The following is a 20,646-nucleotide window of genomic DNA, read 5'->3' as shown; positions in this document are numbered from 1 at the left end:
TGCGGCTACCATGACCGGCACAAGGACGGGCGGTGCAATGGTGCCGTCCCCTGGGGCGGCGCCCGGTGTGAATCCGGGGCGAGGAGGACGGGCCATGGTGCAGAAGGCCAAGATCCTCCTGGTCGATGACCGGCCGGAGAATCTGCTGGCGCTGGAGGCCATCCTCTCCGCGCTCGATCAGACACTGGTGCGGGCATCGTCAGGGGAGGAAGCGCTCAAGGCGCTGTTGACGGACGACTTCGCAGTCATCCTGCTGGACGTCCAGATGCCGGGAATGGACGGTTTCGAAACCGCCGCGCACATCAAGCGGCGGGAGCGGACCCGGGACATCCCGATCATCTTCCTCACCGCGATCAACCACGGTCCGCACCACACCTTCCGCGGTTACGCCGCGGGGGCGGTGGACTACATCTCCAAGCCCTTCGACCCGTGGGTGCTGCGCGCCAAGGTCTCGGTCTTCGTCGAGCTCTATATGAAGAACTGCCAGCTGCGCGAGCAGGCGGCTCTGCTCCGCCTCCAGCTGGAAGGCAGCAACCGGGCAGGCGTCGTCAAGGAACCCGCGGGACTCCTGGCCGAACTCTCCGCCCGGCTGGCGGCAGTTGAGGAGCAGGCCGAAGCGCTCTCCAAGCAGCTCGACGATGAATCCGCGGACGCGGGTGCCGTCGCCACCGCCGCCCATCTGGAGCGCAAACTGACGGGTCTGCGGAGGGCGCTGGACGCGCTGGAGCCCGGCACGGGCGGCTCCGCCCCCACGCTCCCTTCGCAGCACTGACAGCTGATCCGGCGTCAAGAGGCGTGCCCCGCAGGGGCGACACGGACGGGTGAAGCGGTAGGCACACGTGTCCGCTGCCGTAGACACCGGTAACCTCACCACCATGGCCTCACGTACGTCCGGCAAGGGATCCGCGAAGAAGGTGGCGCCCGCCAAGAAGGCCGCTGCGAGGAAGACCGCGCCCGCGAAGAAGTCGGTGCCCGCGAGGAAGGCCCCCGCCAGGAAGGCGGCGGCTCCCAAGCCCGCACCGAAGCCGGCGCCGTCGCCCACCGGGGGCGTGTACCGGCTCGTACGCGCCGTCTGGCTGGGCATCGCACACAGCGTCGGAGCGATGTTCCGCGGCATAGGGCGTGGCGCAAAGGGGCTCGACCCGGCGCACCGCAAGGACGGGCTCGCCCTGTTGCTGCTCGGGCTCGCCCTGATCGTCGCGGCCGGCACCTGGTCGAATCTCCGCGGTCCCGTCGGGGACCTCGTCGAGATGCTCGTCACCGGGGCCTTCGGGCGGCTCGATCTGCTGGTGCCGATACTGCTGGGCGCCATCGGGGTGCGGCTGATCCTCTATCCGGAGAAGCCCGAGGCCAACGGCCGGATCGTCATCGGTCTCTCGGCGCTGGTCATCGGTGTGCTCGGCCAGGTCCACATCGCCTGCGGATCTCCCGGCAGGGACGACGGCACCGCGGCGATGCAGGACGCGGGCGGACTGATCGGCTGGGCGGCCTCCAGGCCGCTGGTCTTCATGATGGGTGACGTCCTCGCCGTACCCCTGCTGCTTCTGCTCACCGTCTTCGGACTGCTGGTCGTCACCGCGACACCCGTGAACGCCATTCCGCAGCGGCTGCGGCTCCTCGGCGCCAAGCTCGGGATCGTGGAGCCCGCGGAGGAGGAGTTCCCCTCCGATGACGACGAGGCGTACGACAACGAATGGCGCGAGGGGCTGCCCGCCCGGCCCCAGAGGTCGTCCGTACGGCGCAGTGGGCCCTCGGAGGTCTACGACGCGGACCATGCCGAGGAGGCGGCGCTCTCCCAGCGGCGCAGGCCGCGCCGTCCTTCCGTACAGCCCGCTCAGGGGCGTGCCATGGATGCGGTGGACGTGGCGGCCGCGGCCGCTGCCGCGCTGGACGGCGCCGTACTGAACGGGCTGCCTCCATCGCCGATCGTCGCCGACCTGACGCAGGGGGTCTCCACGGACCGGAAGGTCTCCTCGCCGTCCGGGCCCGCGGAGCCGGCTGAGCCCTCGGTGCCGCCGGCGCGCGAGCGCGAGCCCGGGCGGCGCCAGCCCGGCACGCTCGTACCTGATCTGACGAAGAAGGCGCCGGAGGTGTCCCAGCCGCTGCCGCCGCGCGCCGAGCAGCTGCAGCTCAGGGGTGACATCACCTACTCACTGCCCTCGCTCGACCTGCTGGAGCGCGGCGGGCCGGGCAAGACGCGCAGCGCGGCCAATGACGTGGTCGTCGCCTCGCTGAGCCAGGTCTTCATGGAGTTCAAGGTCGACGCGGCCGTCACGGGTTTCACCCGCGGTCCCACGGTCACGCGGTACGAGGTGGAGCTCGGTCCCGCGGTGAAGGTCGAGCGGATCACCGCGCTCACCAAGAACATCGCGTACGCCGTGGCCAGCCCCGATGTGCGGATCATCTCGCCCATCCCCGGCAAGTCGGCTGTCGGCATCGAGATCCCCAACAGCGACCGCGAAATGGTCAATCTCGGCGACGTGCTGCGGCTGGCGGACGCCGCGGGTGACGAGCATCCGATGCTGGTCGCGCTCGGCAAGGACGTCGAAGGCGGCTATGTGATGGCCAATCTCGCGAAGATGCCGCACGTGCTGATCGCCGGAGCCACTGGTTCCGGAAAGTCCTCGTGCATCAACTGTCTGATCACCTCGGTGATGGTCAGGGCGACGCCCGAGGATGTACGGATGGTGCTCGTCGACCCCAAGCGCGTCGAGCTCACCGCGTACGAGGGCATCCCGCACCTGATCACGCCGATCATCACCAATCCGAAGCGGGCCGCCGAGGCGCTGCAGTGGGTCGTACGCGAGATGGATCTCCGCTACGACGACCTGGCGGCCTTCGGATACCGGCACATCGACGACTTCAACGCGGCGATCCGCAACGGCAAGGTCAAACTGCCCGAGGGAAGTGAGCGGGAGCTCCAGCCGTACCCGTATCTGCTGGTGATCGTCGACGAGCTCGCGGACCTGATGATGGTCGCGCCGCGCGACGTGGAGGACTCGATCGTCCGCATCACGCAGCTCGCGCGGGCCGCCGGCATCCACCTGGTGCTGGCCACTCAGCGGCCCTCGGTCGATGTCGTCACCGGTTTGATCAAGGCGAACGTGCCCTCGCGGCTCGCGTTCGCCACCTCCTCGCTCGCCGACAGCAGGGTCATCCTCGACCAGGCGGGCGCCGAGAAGCTGATCGGCAAGGGCGACGGGCTCTTCCTGCCGATGGGGGCGAACAAGGCGACCCGCATACAGGGCGCCTTCGTCACGGAGGACGAGGTCGACGCGGTCGTACGGCACTGCAAGGAGCAGATGGCGCCGGTCTTCCGCGATGACGTGGTGGTCGGCACCAAGCAGGTGAAGGAGGTCGACGAGGAGATCGGCGACGACCTGGACCTGCTGTGCCAGGCGGTCGAGCTGGTGGTCTCGACCCAGTTCGGGTCGACGTCGATGCTGCAGCGCAAGCTGCGGGTGGGCTTCGCCAAGGCGGGCCGGCTGATGGACCTGATGGAGTCCCGGGCCATCGTCGGTCCGACCGAGGGGTCGAAAGCGCGCGATGTGCTCGTCAAACCGGACGAACTCGAGGGAGTGCTTGCCATCATCCGCGGGGAGTCTCAGACGTAGGAGATCGGAAGGCAACCGTTTCCTCTGGCGGAACGTCAAGTTGGGGAGGGAGGCCGGAGAATGTCCCGCCATCAGGCAGTCCGCCCGTCCTGATGGCGTACAAACTCCGCTCTCCCGGTTGCCCCGCCATCGGACAGCCCCCCTAAACTGAACATCCAGCAGGTGGCTACACGCTCGAAAGGCGCCTCCGTGTCCATCGGCAACTCCCCCGAAGACGACCGGCCTTCGATCGGTCGCTCCCTCCAGCAGGCCCGGATCGCCGCGGGTCTGACCGTCGACGAGGTCAGTTCTTCCACGCGAGTGCGCATTCCCATCGTGCACGGGATCGAGGAGGACGATTTCTCCCGCTGCGGCGGCGACGTCTACGCGCGCGGTCACATCGGGACGTTCGCGCGAGCCGTCGGTCTTGATCCCGCTCCACTGATCGAGCAGTTCGACGCCGACCACGGCGGCCGTCCTGCCCCTACCCCCGCTGCTCCGCTCTTCGAGGCGGAACGGATCCGTCCTGAACGTCGGCGGCCCAATTGGACCGCCGCCATGGTCGCCGCGATCGTCGCCGTGGTCGGCTTTGTCGGCTTCACGATGTTCAGCGGCAACAGCGGCGCCGACAAGACAAAGACCCAGGTGGCCGAGGGGCCCACGACTTCCAGGTCGCCGAGCCCCAACCACACCACGGGCAAGCCTGCGGACCCCAAGCCCAACCCCTCGGACAGCGCCATTGCCGCGGTGCCCAAGGACAAGGTGACGGTGAAGCTGTCCGCCGTCGACGACACGAGCTGGATCTCGGCGAAGTCGCACAATGGCAAGCTGCTCTTCGAGGGAAACCTCACGAAGGGCGACTCCAAGACCTTCACCGACGACCGGCAGCTCGATTTCATCCTGGGCAACGCAGGAGCGATCCAGCTGTTCGTCAACGGCAAGGAGGTCCAGAACGACTTCCAGCCGGGCCAGGTGGAGCGGCTCACCTACACCAAGGGTGACCCGGTGACCGGCTGACCGGCCACCGATTCGGGGGCCGGGGGTGCGCCCCCGGGAGATGCGGAACCCTCGCGGGCGGGGCGTGGGCCAGGACAAAGTAGTCTTGAGCCCATGTCCGAACGCCGCACCGTCGCCCTTGTCACTCTTGGCTGCGCCCGTAACGAGGTGGACTCGGAGGAGCTGGCAGGCCGCTTGGCAGCGGACGGCTGGGACCTCGTCGAGGACGCCGCGAACGCGGATGTCGCAGTCGTCAACACCTGCGGATTCGTCGAGGCCGCCAAGAAGGACTCCGTCGACGCGCTCCTCGAAGCCAATGATCTCAAGGATCACGGCAGGACCCAGGCCGTCGTGGCCGTGGGCTGCATGGCCGAGCGGTACGGCAAAGATCTCGCCGAGGCATTGCCGGAGGCGGACGCGATCCTCGGATTCGACGACTACGCCGACATCTCCGACCGGCTCCAGACCATTCTGAACGGCGGAGTCCACGCCTCCCACACTCCCCGCGACCGGCGCAAGCTGCTGCCGATCAGCCCGGCGGAGCGGCAGGATGCGGAGGTGGCGCTTCCGGGCCACGCCCAGGACGTACCGCCCGAGGACCTTCCCGACGGTGTGGCTCCTGAGTCCGGGCCGCGTGCGCCGCTGCGCCGCAGACTCGGCTCCAGCCCGGTCGCCTCGGTGAAGCTGGCCTCCGGATGCGACCGCCGGTGCTCCTTCTGCGCCATTCCCTCCTTCCGCGGGTCCTTCATCTCCCGGCGTCCCTCGGACGTGCTGGGGGAGACGCGCTGGCTGGCCGAGCAGGGCGTCAAGGAGGTCATGCTGGTCTCCGAGAACAACACCTCGTACGGCAAGGACCTCGGCGACATCAGGCTCCTTGAGACGCTGCTTCCCGAGCTCGCGGAGGTCGAGGGGATCGAGCGCGTACGGGTCAGCTATCTGCAGCCCGCCGAGATGCGGCCGGGGCTGATCGACGTACTGACGTCGACACCCAAGATCGCCCCCTACTTCGATCTCTCGTTCCAGCACTCGGCGCCCAGCGTCCTGCGGGCGATGCGGCGCTTCGGCGACACGGACCGGTTCCTGGAGCTGCTCGACACGATCCGCTCCAAGGCCCCGCAGGCCGGTGTGCGGTCGAACTTCATCGTCGGCTTCCCCGGCGAGAGCGAGGCCGACCTGGCCGAGCTCGAGCGTTTCCTCACCGGAGCGCGCCTGGACGCGATCGGCATTTTCGGGTACTCCGACGAGGAGGGCACCGAAGCGGTCGGCTACGAGAACAAGCTGGACGCCGAGGTCATCGCCGAGCGGCTCTCCCACATCTCCCGGCTTGCCGAGGAGCTCACCACCCAGCGGGCCGAGGAGCGGGTCGGCGAGACGCTCTCCGTGCTGGTCGAGTCGGTGGACGAGGAGGACGGTGCGGTGGGTCGGGCCGAGCACCAGGCGCCCGAGACCGACGGCCACGTGGTGTTCACCACGAGCGAGGGTCTGGTCCCCGGTCGTATGGTCGAAGCAAAGGTGGTCGGCAGCGAAGGCGTCGACCTGGTGGCCGAGTGTCTTGTTGAGGAGGCGGGCAGATGACCGGAGTCCCGGCATCCGCCACTGGCGGTACCGGTGCGAAGCCGGTGCCCGGGGGCAAGCTGGGCGCTGCGGCCGTCAATCAGGCCAGCCTCTGGAACATCGCCAATATTCTGACCATGCTGCGGCTGGTCCTTGTGCCGGTCTTCGTGGCCCTGCTGTTCCACGGGGACGGATACGACCCGGAATGGCGTGCCTGGGCGTGGGCCGCTTTCGCCGTTGCCATGATCACGGATATTTTTGACGGGCATCTGGCGCGTACGTACAACCTGGTGACCGATTTCGGGAAGATCGCCGATCCGATTGCGGACAAGGCGATCATGGCCGCAGGGCTGATCGGTCTCTCGATTCTCGGGGATCTGCCGTGGTGGGTGACCGGGGTGATTCTGGCGCGGGAGCTCGGGATCACCCTGCTGCGCTTCTGGGTGATCAGGCACGGAGTCATCGCGGCCAGCCGGGGCGGCAAGCTGAAGACCCTGGCGCAGGGGACGGCGGTGGGGATGTACGTCCTCGCGCTGACCGGGCCGCTGGCGTCCCTGCGGTTCTGGGTCATGGCGGTGGCCGTGGTGCTGACCGTGGTGACCGGTCTTGATTACGTACGGGAAGCCGTGGTGCTGCGGCGGGCGGGGCTGGCGGCCGAACGGGCCGAGGCAGCTGCTTCGGCGGAGTCCGCGCGGTGAATTCAGCGGCACAGGTGCTGGAGCTGCTGGCGGGGCGCGGGGAGACCCTTGCGGTGGCCGAGTCGCTGACAGGCGGTCTGGTGGCCGCCGAGCTCACTTCTGTGCCGGGGGCCTCGCGGTCCTTCCGCGGGTCCGTGACGGCCTATGCGACCGAGCTCAAGCGGGATGTGCTGGGCGTGGACGGCGCTCTGCTGGCAGCGCGCGGAGCGGTGGACTCCGGGGTCGCGGTGCAGATGGCGGCCGGTGTGCGACGGGTGCTCGGGGCGGACTGGGGGGTCGCGACCACGGGGGTCGCCGGACCTGATACGCAGGACGGCCAGCCGGTCGGCACGGTTTTCGTGGCGGTTTCCGGACCGGACGGATCGGGCAATGTGGCCTCGCTGAGGTTGAACGGGGACCGAGCGGAAATCCGTAGAGAGAGCGTGCGAAGCGTGCTTCGGCTACTGGCCGGCGAACTCGGCGCGAATGCGCGGGCACAGGATACGGAACAGAACGGGGGGAATTGATGTTTGCAGCCCTGAGTGAACACGACATCGCTCCCCGCACGGCCGCAGCGCGAGGCGGTACGGTGGGGCGTGAAGGATGCGGCTACGCGGTCCGAGGAGGGAGCCACCGATGATTCTGCTCCGTCGCCTGTTGGGTGACGTGCTGCGTCGGCAGCGCCAGCGCCAAGGCCGTACTCTGCGCGAAGTCTCCTCGTCCGCCCGAGTCTCTCTCGGCTATCTCTCCGAGGTGGAGCGGGGGCAGAAGGAGGCATCCTCCGAACTGCTCTCCGCTATCTGCGACGCGCTTGACGTACGGATGTCCCAGCTCATGCGTGAAGTGAGCGACGAGCTGTCCCTGGCGGAGCTGGCCGAGTCGGCAGCGTCCACTGCGCCAGTGCATGCGCCTGTGCGCCCGATGCTCAATTCGATCTCTGTGACGTCGATGACCGGTGTACCGGTGTCGACGGAACGGGTGACGATCAAGGCGCCTGCGGAAGCGGTGGACGTCGTCGCCGCCTGAGTCTCCGGCAGTCTTGTCAGCCCCGGTCGGCCCCAGTGGCCGGCCGGGGCTTTTGCATACAAGGTGGACGGGTAGGCGTGTCGGCGCAGAGCCGTATCGACGCATCGGAGGAAAGCATGTCTGTCGTGAAGAGCCCGCTGTCCGAGGCCGACCTGAAGGTGGTCGGCGAGGCACTCCAAGGGGCGCTCGTGGACCTGGTGGACCTCTCGCTGGTGGCCAAGCAGATCCACTGGAATGTGGTCGGGCCGCGCTTCCGGTCCGTACACCTGCAGCTCGACGAGGTCGTGGACACGGCGCGCCTGCACTCGGACACGGTGGCGGAGCGGGCTTCGGCGCTCGGTGTGACGCCGGACGGACGGGCGGCGACGGTGGCGCGGGCGAGCGCGATCGGTGACGTTCCTTCGGGGTGGGTGAAGGACGTCGATGCCGTGAGGACGCTGGTGGAAGCGCTCGCTGTCGTGGTGGAGCGGATGCGGGAGCGGATCGAGGCGACCGGGGACGCGGACCCGATCAGCCAGGATGTCCTCATCGGGCTGACCGCGGACCTCGAGAAGCATGCCTGGATGTTCCAGGCGGAGAGCGCCTGACCGCCGGCTCGGAACACTGTGTGACGGCGCCGTCGATCGGGTGGACCCGGGAGCGACGGCGTTCGTCCACCGCCGCTCGTAGGACTGAAGAGCCGAAGGGCGAGTTCTTCACGATCACGTAAGGATGACGTCATGCGCTGCGTGTGCCTGCTCCGGGCGGAGAGTGCTCGGGGGCGCGGGGTGGCGTGCATACGCGCCGGGTATGCACCCGGTGCGCCCTCCCGCCGGGTGATCGTGCCCGTCTAGCGTCGGCCGGAGGAGGCAGTCATGGTACTGCGATGGGTTCCGGCGCTCGTGATGGGCGCCCTGTGGTCGTGGGCGGTGCTGCGTATCGTACTGGTGCCGGGTGACACGGGGCTGGTGGAGGGCGCGGTGGCGGCCGGCGGGTGGGGGCTGAGTCTGCTGCCGGTGCATGTGACGGTGCTGCCCGGGGGAGCCGGTGAGGTCACTACCAGGGCATGGCGACGCCGCCGTTCGGGCGGAGGATCTGGCCCGTCGTGAAGGCGGAGGCGTCCGAGGCCAGGTGAAGGACGGCATGGGCCACGTCGTCGGGTTCTCCTACGCGGCCGAGCGGGGACCTGCGGACCATCGCGGATTCGATCCGCTGCTGGTGGGCCTCGTCGTGGCGGTCGGTCATGGGGGTGCGGACCCAGCCGGGGGCGACGGCGTTGGCGCGGATGGAGTGCGGGCCGAGCTCGGCGGCGAGCGTTTTGGTGAGTTGCACCACTGCCGCCTTGGCGGTGCTGTAGCAGAGCAGGCCGGGAGTGGCGGAGTCCATGGCGCCCGATGCCATGGTGATGATGGAGCCGTGGGGCGTCGCGTCGGCGATCATTTTGCGGGCTGCCTCCTGGCATGCGTACAGGACGCCCTTGAAGTTGACCGCCAGGACGCGGTCGAGGTCTTCGTCCCTGGTCTCCAGGACGCTGCTGTTGTGCATGATCCCGGCGACGGCCGCCAGGATGTCCAGGCGCGGGCCGGTGGAGCGGACCGCCTCGGCGAGCTGGGCGCGGTCGGTGACGTCGAGGGTGTGGGTGCGGGCCGGGCTTCCTCCTGCTGCGGCGATCAGGTCTGCCGTCTGCTGGAGTCCCTTCTCGTCGCGGTCCGCGCAGTGGACGGTGGCTCCTGCTTCCGCGAGGAGTACGGCGCTTGCGCGGCCTATGCCGCTCGCGGCGCCGGTGATGAACGCGGTGCGGCCGGTGAGGTCGTACGCCTTGATGGGCATGGCGGGACCGTACGACCGGATCTGACGGGCCGTCAACTGATCTGGCAGGACGGACACCAGTAGGTGGGGCGGTCGTTCTGGGGTGCCTGGCGGATCGTGGTGCGACAGCGGGGGCAGGGGCGGCCCGTGCGTCCGTAGATGTAGACGTTGCGTACGGGGCGGTCGCGGTTGGTGTCCAGGAGCTTCTTGGCCGCGGCCACCAGGCGCTCGGGGGCGGGGAGTTCGCCGATGGGGAGCCAGGGGGTGGCGCGGACGAGGAAGCAGGTCTCGGACTTGTAGATGTTGCCGACGCCGGCGAGGTTGCGCTGGTCGAGGAGGGCTTCTCCGACGGGGCGTGCGGGGTCGGCCAGGAGGTTGGCGAGGGCCTTTTCCGGGTCCCAGTCGGGGCCGAGGAGGTCGGGGCCGAGGTGGCCCACGGCCTGGTCCTCGTCCTCGGTGCGCAGGAGCTCCAGGACGGGGAGGCGGTAGCCGACAGCTGTGCGGTCGGCGGTGGCGAGGACGGCCCGGATCTGGTGGGCGGGGCCGCCGCGCCAGCGTTCGCCGGGCGCGTAGAGCTGCCAGGACCCGTCCATGCGGAGGTGGCTGTGGAGGGTGAGGCCGCCCTCGATACGGGTGAGGAGGTGCTTGCCGCGCGGGGTGACGTCCAGGACGGTGCGCCCGGTGAGGTCGGCGGTGGCGAAGCGGGGGACGCGGAGATCCGAGCGGACAAGGGTGTGGCCGGCGAGGGCGGTGTGCAGGCGCCGGGCGGTCTGCCAGACGGTGTCTCCTTCGGGCATGGGTTCAGTGTGCCGGTGTACGGCGTCGTGTGCCGGTGCGACGTCAGGCGCGGAGGCGCAGACCGCGGGGGGTGGCGATGAAGCCCGCTGATTCCAGGGTGCGGCCCAGGGGGGAGGTGAGGGCCGGGGCGCCGTTGGTGCGCTCCACGGTGATCGTGCCGAGGGACCCGGCGGTCGCCGAGGCGGCCAGGGCCCGGGCCGCTGCGAGGAGGGCGGGATCCTCGGGGTCCGTGGGCCAGGCCAGGAGCGATTTGCCGCCGCGCTCCATGTAGAGCGTGAGCTCGCCGTCGACGAGGACCACCAGGGATCCGGCCTTGCGGCCGGGCTTGTGGCCCGCGTCGGCCGGTGGCTCCGGCCAGGGGAGGGCCGCCCCGTAGGCGTTGGCGGGGTCGGCTGCCGCCAGGACCAGGGCGCGGGGGTGGGCTCCCGGTTCCGTACGGTCGCGGGCCGTGGCCGCGGCACGGAGGCGGTCCACCGCGCCGTCCATCGCGAACTGGGCCGCGCCCAGGCCCTCGACCACGTACCCCCTGCGGGCCTGGCCGCTGTCCTCGAAGGCGGAGAGGATGCGGTAGATCGCGGAGAAGCCGCCCGCCACGCCCTCGGCCGCCACGGCGCCCCGGGTGACCACGCCGTGCCGGTCCAGCAGGGTGCGGGCCAGGGCGTGCGCGCGATGCGTCGGGTCCGGCTCGTGGGAGGGGAGCAGGGACCAGCGGCCGGAGACCGTGGGCGGGCCCGTACGGGAAGCGGGGCGGGCGGCCGCGGTCAGAGTTCCGTAGCGGCCGCGGGGGATGGTGCGCTTGGCGCGGTGGGCCGTGGAGCCTGCCGTGCGGCCGGAGCCCAGGAGGGAGCGGAGCGGGGCCAGGGTGTCGTTGGTGAGCCGTCCTGACCAGGCCAGGTCCCAGATGGTGTCGGCCAGTTGGGGATCGGTGCAGTCGGGATGGGTGGTGGCGCGGATCTCGTCGGCGATCTGGCGGAAGAAGAGACCGTATCCGGGGGCGAGGGTCTTGAGGACCGACTCGTGGAGCGAGCTCAGCTCCAGGGGGTGGGGCGGCGGCAGGAGCAGTGGAGCGGCGTCGGCGAGGTAGAGGGAGACCCAGCCGTCCTTGCCGGCGAGGGCGCCCGCACCGGCCCAGACGACCTCGCCCGTGGTGGTCAGCTCGTCGAGGAGCGCGGGGGAGTAGCCGCTGACACGGGACGGGAGGATGAGCTTTTCGAGTGCCGAGGCGGGGACGGGGGCGCCCTGGAGCTGCTCGATCGCGCGGGCCAGGCCGTCGATGCCGCGCAGGCTGTTGCTGCCCAGATGCTGCCACTGGGGGAGGAACGTGGCGAGGGCGGCGGGCGGGACCGGCTCCAGCTCCTGGCGGAGGGCCGCTAGGGAGCGCCGGCGCAGACGGCGCAGGACGTTGGCGTCGCACCACTCCTGGCCGATGCCCGAAGGGTGGAACTCGCCCTGGACGACCCGGCCCGCGGCGGCGAGGCGCTGGAGCGTCCCGTCGGTGACGGCCGTGCCGAGACCGAAGCGGGCGGCGGCCTGCGACGAGGTGAAGGGGCCGTGCGTACGGGCGTAACGGGACAGGAGGTCGCCCAGGGGGTCCTTGACCGGTTCGGTGAAGGCCTCGGGCACGCCTACGGGGAGCGCCGTGCCGAGTGCGTCACGGAGCCGGCCCGCGTCCTCGATGGAGGCCCAGTGGTCCGCTCCGGCGATACGGACCGTGATGGCCCGGCGGGCGGTGACCAGGTCCTGGGGCCACTGCGGGTCCGCGCCCCGCTCCGCCAACTCGGCCCCGGTGAGCGGGCCCAGGAGGCGCAGGAGGTCCGCGACGCCCTCGACGTCCTTGATTCGGCGGTCCTCGGTCAGCCACTGGAGTTCACGCTCCAGCTCGGTGAGGACCTCCGGGTCCAGGAGCTCGCGGAGCTCCGCCTGGCCGAGGAGCTCGGCCAGGAGCCGGGAGTCGAGGGAGAGCGCGGCGGCGCGGCGCTCGGCGAGCGGGGAGTCGCCCTCGTACAGGAACTGCGCGACGTAGCCGAAAAGGAGTGAGCGGGCGAACGGGGACGGCTCGGGGGTCGTGACCTCGACGAGCCGGACCCGGCGGGACTCGATGTCGCCCATCAGCTCGGTGAGGCCGGGGACGTCGAAGACGTCCTGGAGGCATTCGCGGACCGCCTCCAGGACGATCGGGAAGGAGCCGAACTCGCTGGCGACCTGGAGGAGTTGAGAGGCCCGCTGGCGCTGCTGCCACAGCGGGGTGCGCTTGCCGGGGCTGCGGCGCGGCAGCAGCAGGGCGCGGGCCGCGCATTCGCGGAAGCGGGAGGCGAAGAGGGCGGAGCCGCCGACCTGGTCGGTGACGATCTGGTTGATCTCGCCCTTGTCGAAGACGACGTCGGCCGCTCCGAGGGGAGCCAGCTCCGCGTCGTACTCGCTGCCCCGGGCGGCGGGGTCGTTGTCGGCGGCTGGGCCGAAGTCCATCAGGTCGGCGTCGGGCAGGCGCAGCACGATGCCGTCGTCGGCGTGCATGACCTGGGCGTCCATGCCGTATCGCTCGGAGAGCTTGGCGCCGAGGGCCAGCGCCCAGGGGGCGTGCACCTGGGCGCCGAAGGGGGAGTGGACGACGACCCGCCAGTCGCCCAGTTCGTCGCGGAAGCGCTCGACGACGATGGTGCGGTCGTCGGGGACGTGACCGCAGGCGCGGCGCTGTTCGTCCAGGTACGACAGGACGTTGTCGGTCGCCCAGTCGTCCAGGCCCGCTGCGCGGAGGCGCAGCCGGGCGTCCTCCGGGGACAGGCCGCCGATTTCGCGCAGGAACGCGCCCACCGCGCGGCCCAGTTCGAGCGGGCGGCCCAGCTGGTCGCCCTTCCAGAAGGGGAGCCGGCCAGGCACCCCGGGGGCGGGGGTGACCAGGACGCGGTCGCGGGTGATCTCCTGGATGCGCCAGGACGTCGTACCGAGGGTGAAGACATCGCCCACGCGGGACTCGTAGACCATCTCCTCGTCGAGCTCGCCGACCCGGCCGCCGCCCTTCTTCGGGTCGGCTCCCGCGAGAAAGACACCGAAGAGGCCGCGGTCGGGAATGGTGCCGCCCGAGGTCACGGCCAGTCGCTGCGCCCCTGGCCGGCCCGTGACCGTACCGGCGATGCGGTCCCAGACGACGCGGGGGCGCAACTCCGCGAAGGCGTCGGACGGATAGCGTCCGGCGAGCATGTCCAGGACCGCGGTGAACGCCGATTCCGGGAGCGAGGCGAAAGGGGCCGCGCGGCGGACCAGCGAGAGCAGGTCGTCGGCCTGCCAGCTGTCGAGGGCGACCATGGCGACGAGCTGCTGGGCCAGGACGTCCAGGGGGTTGGAGGGGACACGGAGCGACTCGATGGAGCCGGCGCGCATCCGCTCGGTGACCACGGCGGCCTGCACGAGGTCGCCCCGGTACTTGGGGAAGACGACGCCCGTCGAGACCGCGCCCACCTGATGCCCGGCGCGGCCGACGCGCTGCAGCCCCGAGGCGACGGACGGCGGTGACTCCACCTGGACGACGAGGTCCACCGCGCCCATGTCGATGCCCAGTTCGAGGCTGGAGGTGGCCACCACCGCGGGCAGCCGGCCCGCCTTGAGATCCTCCTCGACCAGGGCGCGCTGCTCCTTGGAGACCGAACCGTGGTGGGCACGGGCGAGGAGGGGCGGGGCGCCCTTGGCGGCGCCCGATTGGGCCATGACCTCGGCCGGGGAGTGTGCCTCCGGCAGCGTCGTGGCGGAGCCGCGCAAATCCAGCACAGTCCCGGTCGCGCGTTCATACGCGATCTCGTTGAGTCGGTTGCACAGGCGTTCCGCCAGCCGGCGGGAGTTGGCGAAGACGATCGTCGAACGGTGGGTCTGGATGAGATCGGCGATCCGCTCCTCGACCTGCGGCCAGATCGAGGGCTTCTCACCGGAGCCGGAGCCCGAGGCCTCGGAGGCAGGGGAGCCGCCCAATTCGCCCATGTCCTCGACGGGGACGACCACGGAGAGATCGAACTGCTTGCCCGAGGGCGGCTGCACGATCTCCGCCTTGCGCTGCGGAGAGAGATAGCGCGCGATCTCGTCCACCGGCCGGACCGTCGCGGAGAGGCCGATCCGGCGGGCGGGCCGTGGCAGGAGCTCGTCGAGACGCTCCAGTGATACGGCGAGGTGCGCACCGCGCTTCGTGCCCGCGACGGCGTGCACCTCGTCCAGGATCACTGTCTCGATGCCGGCCAGCGCATCGCGCGCCGACGAGGTCAGCATCAGGAACAGCGACTCGGGCGTCGTGATCAGGATGTCCGGCGGTCTGGTCGCCATCGAGCGCCGCTCGGAGGCAGGGGTGTCCCCGGAGCGGATGCCCACCCGGATGTCGGGCTCGGGGAGCCCGAGCCTGACGGACTCCTGGCGGATGCCCGTGAGCGGGCTGCGCAGATTGCGCTCCACGTCGACCGCCAGGGCTTTGAGCGGCGATACGTACAGCACCCGGCAGCGCTTCTTCGGGTCCGCGGGCGGCGGCGAGGACGCCAGGGAGTCGAGTGCGGCGAGAAAGGCGGCGAGAGTCTTGCCCGAGCCGGTCGGGGCCACCACCAGCACGTCGGAACCCTCTCCGATCGCCCGCCAGGCTCCGTCCTGGGCGGCGGTGGGCGCGGTGAAGGCCCCCGTGAACCAGGACCGGGTCGCGGGGGAGAAGGAGTCGAGCGCTTTCCTCACCATGGACCCATCGTGCACCTCGCCACTGACAACGGCCCGCACCTGGGGAAACAATGGGTCCATGGCCATGGGCACGGAGGAACGGGCACGGCACTGGCGGTTCGACGAACTGCCGGGCGTCGACCTGCTGCATGCCCGCTACATCCGCAAGATCTTCCCCCTGCACACGCACGAGACGTTCGTCATCGCCGCGATCACGGAAGGGGTGGAGGCCTTCCGCCACCGGAACGAACTCGTCCAGGCCGGGACAGGACAGCTGGCTCTGGTGAACCCCGACACGCCCCACACCGGGCACGCGGGCATACCCGAGGGCTGGACCTACCGCACGCTCTACCCGGCCGCGGCACTGATCAATGAGATAGCGGCCGAGATCAGCACGCTGCGCGGTCCGGTCGGTTTCACCTCGCCGGTCGCGGACGATCCGTACGCCGCCGTGCTCGTCACGGGGGTGCACACCGCCGCCGAGCAAGGCAATGCGCTGGCCGCCGACAGCTTGCTGCGCCTGGCTGTGGCGCGGCTGCTGCGCGCCCACGGCGGAAATCTCCCGGATCGGCCGCGGCGCTCGGCCGGTACCGGCAACGCGCTGCGTGCGCGAGCCGTACTGGAGGAGCGGATGGCCGAGCCGCCCTCCTTGGAGCGCCTCGCCACGGAGCTTGGCACCAGTCCCTTCGCCCTGCTGCGCGCCTTCAAGGCGACGTACGGAATGCCCCCGCACACCTGGCTCACCGATGCCCGGGTGCGCCGCGCCAGCTGTCTCCTGGACGCGGGGACGGCTCCAGCGGAGGCGGCGGCCGCTGTCGGTTTCACCGATCAGTCGCACCTGAGCCGGCACTTCAGCCGCATCGTCGGGGTTCCGCCCGGGGCCTACCGCCGCGAGCGCGCAAGAACGTACAAGACGACGGACGTACCTCCCTCGTAACCTCCTGGACGTGGCAGCAGAACAGACAACACCCGCACACATACGTACAGAGACCGAGACCGAGACCGGATCCAAGCCGGACTCGGCCGTCATCAGGGACGCCCTCGGCGTCGGCATCGCCGTAGGGCTCTCCGGATTCGCCTTCGGGGTGACCTCGGCAGGCTCCGGGCTCAGCCTCCTGCAGACCTGCACGCTGAGCCTCCTGGTCTTCACCGGGGCCTCGCAGTTCGCGCTGGTCGGTGCGCTCGCGGCGGGCGGCAGCCCGTTCACCGCGGCGGCGGGCGCCTTCTTCCTGGGGGTACGGAACACCTTCTACGGGCTCCGGCTCTCCCAGCTCCTCGCCCTGCCGCGCGCGGTGCGCCCCTTCGCCGCGCACTGGGTGATCGACGAGACCACCGCGGTCACCCTCGCCCAGCCCACCCGGCGCGCCGCCCGCATCGGTTTCACCGTCACGGGCCTGTCCCTCTACGTGCTGTGGAACCTCACCACCCTGATAGGCGCACTCGGCGCCCGGGCCCTCGGCGACACCGATGTGTGGGGCCTGGACGCGGCGACTCCCGCCGTCTTCCTGGCGCTGCTCGCGCCCATGCTCCGTACGTCGACCGAACGCGCCGTCGCCGCACTGGCCGTCCTCCTGGGCCTCGGCTTCCTGCCCGTACTGCCCGCGGGGGTGCCCGTCCTGGTCGCCGCGCTCGCCGCACCCGCCGTGCTCTTCCTCAAGGGCCGCACGATGTCCCGCACCGCCAAGGAGGACGACCGTTGAACGTCTGGATCGCGATCGGGGCGACCGCTGTCGGCTGCTATCTCGTCAAGCTTCTCGGTCTGCTCGTGCCTGCGGGGGCGCTGGAAAAGCCGCTGGTCAAGAGGCTGTCCGCGCTACTTCCTGTCGCTCTTCTCGCCGCGCTCACCGCCCAGCAGACCTTCGGCGACGGCCAGCAGCTCGTTCTGGACGCGCGGGGCGCGGGTGTCGCGGCAGCGGCGCTCGCACTGCTCCTGCGCGCCCCCTTCCTGGTGGTCGTCGCGGCCGCAGTGGTGGTCACGGCAGGTGTACGGGCGCTGGGCTGAGCCCCGTGCCCGTAGACACCCACACGTCCCTCAGGGCGTGGCGGGGATGCCCAGTACAGGCGTCTCCGCCACACCCAGGCGCACCGCGTCCTTCTCCGGCCGCAGCAGGAAAACGGCCAGTACACCGGCGGCCGCCACCAGGGCGGCCATCAGCAGATAGGCCGTGCGATAGCCGTCGGCCGTGGTCGCCGCCCCGTCCACCAGAAGGCCCGTGACCATCGGCGAGAGGATGCCGGCCAGCGCGTACACGAAGGCAAGCGCGCCCAGCGCCACGCCCCGCTGCGAGGGCGGAGTGATCCGGGCGCACGCGGTCTGCGAGATCGTCAGGATCACATTGGTCAGCGCCATCGGGCCGATCATCAGCGCGATCTTCACGCCGACCGAGTCGACCTCGGCGAACGCGGCGATCGACAAGGCCGCCACACACATCACCAGTCCGCCGCCCGCGCCGCCCATGAGCCCAGGGCGGGCGGTGCCGCGCTGTGCCGCGCGCCTTGCGAGCAGACCGTGGGTGAGCAGGACGACACCGTTGCCGATGGCCACACCCGTCACCACCGCGCCCGACTGCTTCAGGGTCAGGCCGGTGACCTTCTGCAGGTAGTCGGGCGCCCAGGTCAGGCCTGCCGACAGCATCCAGTACGCGGCGAAGGCCCCGAAGGCGGCGGCCAGCCAGGTGCCCGACAGCAGGATCTTCCGGTACGGAACGGCGGACGGGTCCGCCACGGGCGAAGCCCTCTTAAAGAGGGGCGGCGCGAGCGGCCCCTCCTTCGACCGTACGATCCAGAAACCCGCCCAGACCAGGCCCGCGAAGCCCACGATCCCGAACGCCCAGCGCCAGCCCCAGCCGTCGACGACTAGGGTCAGCAGGGGCGCGGAGACCGCGACCCCGGCAGCGGCGCCCACCATCAGCACAGCGGTCGGAAGAGTGCGCTCCTTCTGCCCGAACCAGCCGTGCAGATGGTGTACGGCCACGGGCATGGCGGGTCCCTCGGCGGCGCCGAGCAGTACCCGGGTCACGATCAGCGTGCCGAATCCTGCGGCGCCGATCAGCATCGGGAGCTGAGCCACGGACCACAGCAGGGCCATCCCCAGGAGCAGCACCGTGGTGCGGATCCGGCGCGTCAGGAAGGACACCCCGAGCGCCGCCAGGCTGAACAGCGCGAAGAACGCCGACTGGGCGGTACCGAACTCGCCGCGCGTCAGCCCCAGTTCCGCGCGGATCGGATCGGCTGCGAGCCCCATGACCGTCTTGTCGGCGAAGTTCACCAGCATGAAGGCGAGCAGCAGCCAGGTGGTGCGCCAGGCTCTGCGCCGCACGGAAGCTGCATCGTCCTCGTCCGGCGGGTGTGCCGTCGTGGTCGTGGTGCCCATCACGACCGCACTTCGCTGCCGCCGTCACCGCAGTCGCACGAGTCGTCGTCGACGACGCCCACGCTGATCACTCCGGCGGCCCGCTTGCGGCCCGCCTCGGTGCGCGTCAGCTCCGTCTCGACGTCCGTTCCCTCGGCCACCGCGGCCGATTCGGCGGATGCCCAGTGGAAGATCCCGCGCGCCATCGTGGACGTCTCGGCCTGTGCCCGCCGCGCGTATACGTCGGCGCGTATCCGGGCCACTTCGGCGTCGGCAGGCGCGGCCAGCGCCGCCGTCTCCGCCAGGTGCGAGGCCAGCCGCAGCTCGCCGTCGGCCAGCAGGTCCGCCGCCCGCCGAGCCAGCACGAGCGCACCGCCCGCAGCCGTCGCGAACTCGGCCGCGACCGCAGCGTCGGGGGCCGGCTTGAGGTTGGCGGGGTTCTGGTCGTACCAGCCGCCCCAGAGGCGCCACAGGTTCCGTACGACGAACTCCGGCTCGTCGTAGGCGGGATGCAGGTAGGGCTTGTCGAGCAGCTCCCGCGGAACCTTCACGCCGTGCAGTACGGCGTCCAGCCGGTGTCCCGCGTTCATCAGTGCGCGCGTCTGCTCGCAGAGCGACTCCAGGAGGCGTGCCGTGTCGTCGAGCGCCTGGTGGATGCGGCTCGCGCCCACGATCGGCACGCCGTGCCCGGGCAGCAGCAGCTCCGCGCCCAGCTCCTGCATCGCACGCAGCGCGCGGGCCCAGTCCTCCGGGTAGCGCTGCACCTTCTGCGGGTTGCCGGCGTTGGGGGAGTTCCAGATGAACAGGTCACCCGTGCAGAGTGTTCTGAGCTCGGGGATCCACACATAGGTGTGGTCGTCGGTCTCGCCGCGTGCGTGGACCAGTTCGAAGGTGAGGTCGCCGCGCTCGACGGTCAGACGCTCCTGATAGGTGGTGTCCGGGTAGCGGTAGGACGTGGGCCACTTGATCGAAGGGACGCCGAACTGCCTGCGGTTGATCCAGGTGTTGTAGCCCGAAGTCTGGATGTAGCGGTCGAAGCGGGCCGTGACCGCCTGGTGCGCGATCACCTCGGGCCGCGCGCCGCCCGACTCCTGCGCCTGCCGGTCGAAGGGCCATACGCCGAAGACGTGGTCGACATGGCCGTGCGTGTAAACGATCGAGTGAACCGGCCGGTCGCTGAAGGCCCGTACCGCGGTGTGCAGTTGCTCGGCCGTACGGAAGTCGCCCGAGTCCACCAGCACCACCCCGTCCCCGGTGTCGAAGGCCGCGACGTTGGCGAAGGCAGGGAAGAAGCCCACCCGGTCGCGGACGGGGACGAGTTCGCCTCCCGTGAACGCGCCTGTGTGGTGGGCCAGCAGAGTCTCCTCGCCGCGCCACACGCGGTCGATGTATCCGAGGTAGGGGTGCGGTATGTGCTCGGTCATATCAGCGGCTCCTTCGGTGCTGTGCGGCAGATCGCGGCAGAGCGCGACGGGTCACTGCCACCACGAGTCTCGGACGGGGGAGTGACCTCGGACACCCGCTCTCGTCACATGCGCCCCGCCTGCGTAATGTGACGCGTCACAACCCCGGTCACGGACGGAGAGGGAGAGGCCATGGATCTGTCCCCCGCGGCCCGTGCCCTCGCCCTGCGCTGCGAGCCCCGGGTGAACGAACTGGCGCGGCGCATGGCCCGCGAGTCCTTCGAGGAACTCCCCGGGTACGCCGAACTCCCCGACGACGTCAAGGACCTGGAGGTCGCCGCCACCGCACGGCACGGCGTACGCCTCTTCCTGCGCCGCGTCGCCGAGCCGCACCTCAGCCCCGGCAGCCATCGCCTCTTCCGTGAGCGCGCCGCCCAGCGCGCCGAGGAGGGCATGCCGCTCCATCTGCTGCTGCGCACCCACGCGCTGGGGATGTACGTGCTGTGGCAGGCCCTGCGCGAAGCCGCGGGGCCGGGTGACGAGGCGGCCCTGCTGGAACTCGTCGACCTGCTCCTTCGTTCACACCACACCATCGTGGGCGCCGTCGCCGAGACCTACCTCGACGAGCGCTCGGCGCTGGAGGCCGAACAGCGCGCCCAGCGCCGCTCGCTGGTCCGCGGCCTGCTCGACGGCATGCTGGCGCCCGGTCATGTACTCCTGGAGCAGCTCCGGCTCGAGGGGCCCGCCCTGGTGCTGGCCCTGTCTCTCATATACATCTG

18 protein-coding genes are annotated in these 20,646 nt (G+C 70.5%); 13 read left to right on the top strand and 5 right to left on the bottom strand.

What is annotated here, in order from left to right; all coding sequences use genetic code 11:
* Positions 1-94 precede the first annotated feature (94 nt).
* From J0695_RS00275 to J0695_RS43590, 9 genes are all read left to right on the top strand, one after another.
* Entirely contained in the window at positions 95-772 is a 678-nt protein-coding gene (locus J0695_RS00275) for a response regulator (RefSeq protein ID WP_206958825.1), read from the top strand.
* Positions 773-875: 103 nt separating this feature from the next.
* A complete protein-coding gene (locus tag J0695_RS00270; RefSeq protein WP_206958822.1) occupies positions 876-3,614 on the top strand; it encodes a DNA translocase FtsK in 2,739 nt (912 codons plus the stop codon).
* A gap of 189 nt (positions 3,615-3,803) precedes the next feature.
* The gene (locus J0695_RS00265) at positions 3,804-4,610 is read left to right on the top strand and encodes a helix-turn-helix domain-containing protein (protein ID WP_206958833.1); all 807 of its coding nucleotides are present in this window, start codon (positions 3,804-3,806) and stop codon (positions 4,608-4,610) included.
* A 93-nt stretch (positions 4,611-4,703) separates the two neighbouring features.
* The gene (gene rimO, locus J0695_RS00260; protein ID WP_206958820.1) at positions 4,704-6,164 is read left to right on the top strand and encodes a 30S ribosomal protein S12 methylthiotransferase RimO; all 1,461 of its coding nucleotides are present in this window, start codon (positions 4,704-4,706) and stop codon (positions 6,162-6,164) included.
* Positions 6,161-6,841, top strand: coding sequence for a CDP-diacylglycerol--glycerol-3-phosphate 3-phosphatidyltransferase (gene pgsA, locus J0695_RS00255; RefSeq protein ID WP_206958809.1), 681 nt, complete (start codon positions 6,161-6,163; stop codon positions 6,839-6,841). Before rimO ends, pgsA begins: the two co-directional genes overlap by 4 nt.
* On the top strand, positions 6,838-7,347 hold the full coding sequence (locus J0695_RS00250; protein WP_206958807.1) for a CinA family protein: 510 nt from the start codon (positions 6,838-6,840) through the stop codon (positions 7,345-7,347). The genes pgsA and J0695_RS00250 overlap by 4 nt, the downstream gene beginning before the upstream one ends.
* 109 nt (positions 7,348-7,456) lie before the next feature.
* Positions 7,457-7,846 carry a helix-turn-helix domain-containing protein gene (locus tag J0695_RS00245; protein ID WP_206958805.1) on the top strand — a complete coding sequence of 130 codons (390 nt, stop codon included), beginning with the start codon at positions 7,457-7,459 and terminating at the stop codon, positions 7,844-7,846.
* Between the two features lie 116 nt (positions 7,847-7,962).
* Complete coding sequence (locus tag J0695_RS00240) at positions 7,963-8,433, top strand: Dps family protein (protein WP_206958803.1); 471 nt, start codon at positions 7,963-7,965, stop codon at positions 8,431-8,433.
* A gap of 267 nt (positions 8,434-8,700) precedes the next feature.
* Positions 8,701-8,934 carry a hypothetical protein gene (locus J0695_RS43590; RefSeq protein WP_242552010.1) on the top strand — a complete coding sequence of 78 codons (234 nt, stop codon included), beginning with the start codon at positions 8,701-8,703 and terminating at the stop codon, positions 8,932-8,934.
* Here J0695_RS43590 and J0695_RS00235 read toward each other — a convergent pair.
* From J0695_RS00235 to J0695_RS00225, 3 genes are read right to left on the bottom strand one after another with little or no spacing between them, the layout of a single operon-like run.
* Positions 8,882-9,655 carry an SDR family NAD(P)-dependent oxidoreductase gene (locus tag J0695_RS00235; RefSeq protein ID WP_206958801.1) on the bottom strand — a complete coding sequence of 258 codons (774 nt, stop codon included), beginning with the start codon at positions 9,653-9,655 and terminating at the stop codon, positions 8,882-8,884. The genes J0695_RS43590 and J0695_RS00235 overlap by 53 nt on opposite strands.
* Before the next feature lie 32 nt (positions 9,656-9,687).
* Positions 9,688-10,431 (bottom strand): Fpg/Nei family DNA glycosylase, encoded by a 744-nt coding sequence (locus J0695_RS00230; protein ID WP_206958793.1) that lies wholly within the window; start codon positions 10,429-10,431, stop codon positions 9,688-9,690.
* Positions 10,432-10,474: 43 nt separating this feature from the next.
* Positions 10,475-15,133: an ATP-dependent helicase gene (locus tag J0695_RS00225; RefSeq protein ID WP_206958791.1), complete on the bottom strand. Its 4,659-nt coding sequence runs from the start codon at positions 15,131-15,133 to the stop codon at positions 10,475-10,477.
* A gap of 64 nt (positions 15,134-15,197) precedes the next feature.
* Here J0695_RS00225 and J0695_RS00220 point away from each other — a divergent pair, with 64 nt between their 5' ends.
* The 3 genes from J0695_RS00220 to J0695_RS00210 are packed head-to-tail and all read left to right on the top strand — an operon-like array spanning position 15,198 to position 17,114.
* Positions 15,198-16,049 carry an AraC family transcriptional regulator gene (locus J0695_RS00220; protein WP_242552013.1) on the top strand — a complete coding sequence of 284 codons (852 nt, stop codon included), beginning with the start codon at positions 15,198-15,200 and terminating at the stop codon, positions 16,047-16,049.
* Positions 16,050-16,059: 10 nt separating this feature from the next.
* Positions 16,060-16,812, top strand: a complete 753-nt coding sequence (locus tag J0695_RS00215) for an AzlC family ABC transporter permease (protein WP_372445668.1) — start codon at positions 16,060-16,062, stop codon at positions 16,810-16,812.
* Positions 16,809-17,114 carry an AzlD domain-containing protein gene (locus tag J0695_RS00210; protein ID WP_206958789.1) on the top strand — a complete coding sequence of 102 codons (306 nt, stop codon included), beginning with the start codon at positions 16,809-16,811 and terminating at the stop codon, positions 17,112-17,114. Before J0695_RS00215 ends, J0695_RS00210 begins: the two co-directional genes overlap by 4 nt.
* A gap of 30 nt (positions 17,115-17,144) precedes the next feature.
* Here the strand turns inward: J0695_RS00210 and J0695_RS00205 are convergent, their stop codons facing one another.
* Positions 17,145-18,485, bottom strand: a complete 1,341-nt coding sequence (locus J0695_RS00205) for an MFS transporter (protein WP_206958787.1) — start codon at positions 18,483-18,485, stop codon at positions 17,145-17,147.
* Positions 18,485-19,888, bottom strand: a complete 1,404-nt coding sequence (locus J0695_RS00200) for an alkyl sulfatase dimerization domain-containing protein (RefSeq protein WP_206958785.1) — start codon at positions 19,886-19,888, stop codon at positions 18,485-18,487. Before J0695_RS00200 ends, J0695_RS00205 begins: the two co-directional genes overlap by 1 nt.
* A gap of 171 nt (positions 19,889-20,059) precedes the next feature.
* Here J0695_RS00200 and J0695_RS00195 point away from each other — a divergent pair.
* On the top strand, positions 20,060-20,646 hold a 587-nt coding region (locus J0695_RS00195; protein WP_505383601.1), incomplete at its 3' end, for an RsbRD N-terminal domain-containing protein.

The organism is Streptomyces beijiangensis (assembly GCF_017315755.1).
Taxonomy (GTDB): domain Bacteria; phylum Actinomycetota; class Actinomycetes; order Streptomycetales; family Streptomycetaceae; genus Streptomyces; species Streptomyces beijiangensis.
The sequence above is the reverse complement of the archived record's forward strand: the minus strand, read 5'-3'. Positions and strand labels throughout refer to the sequence as shown.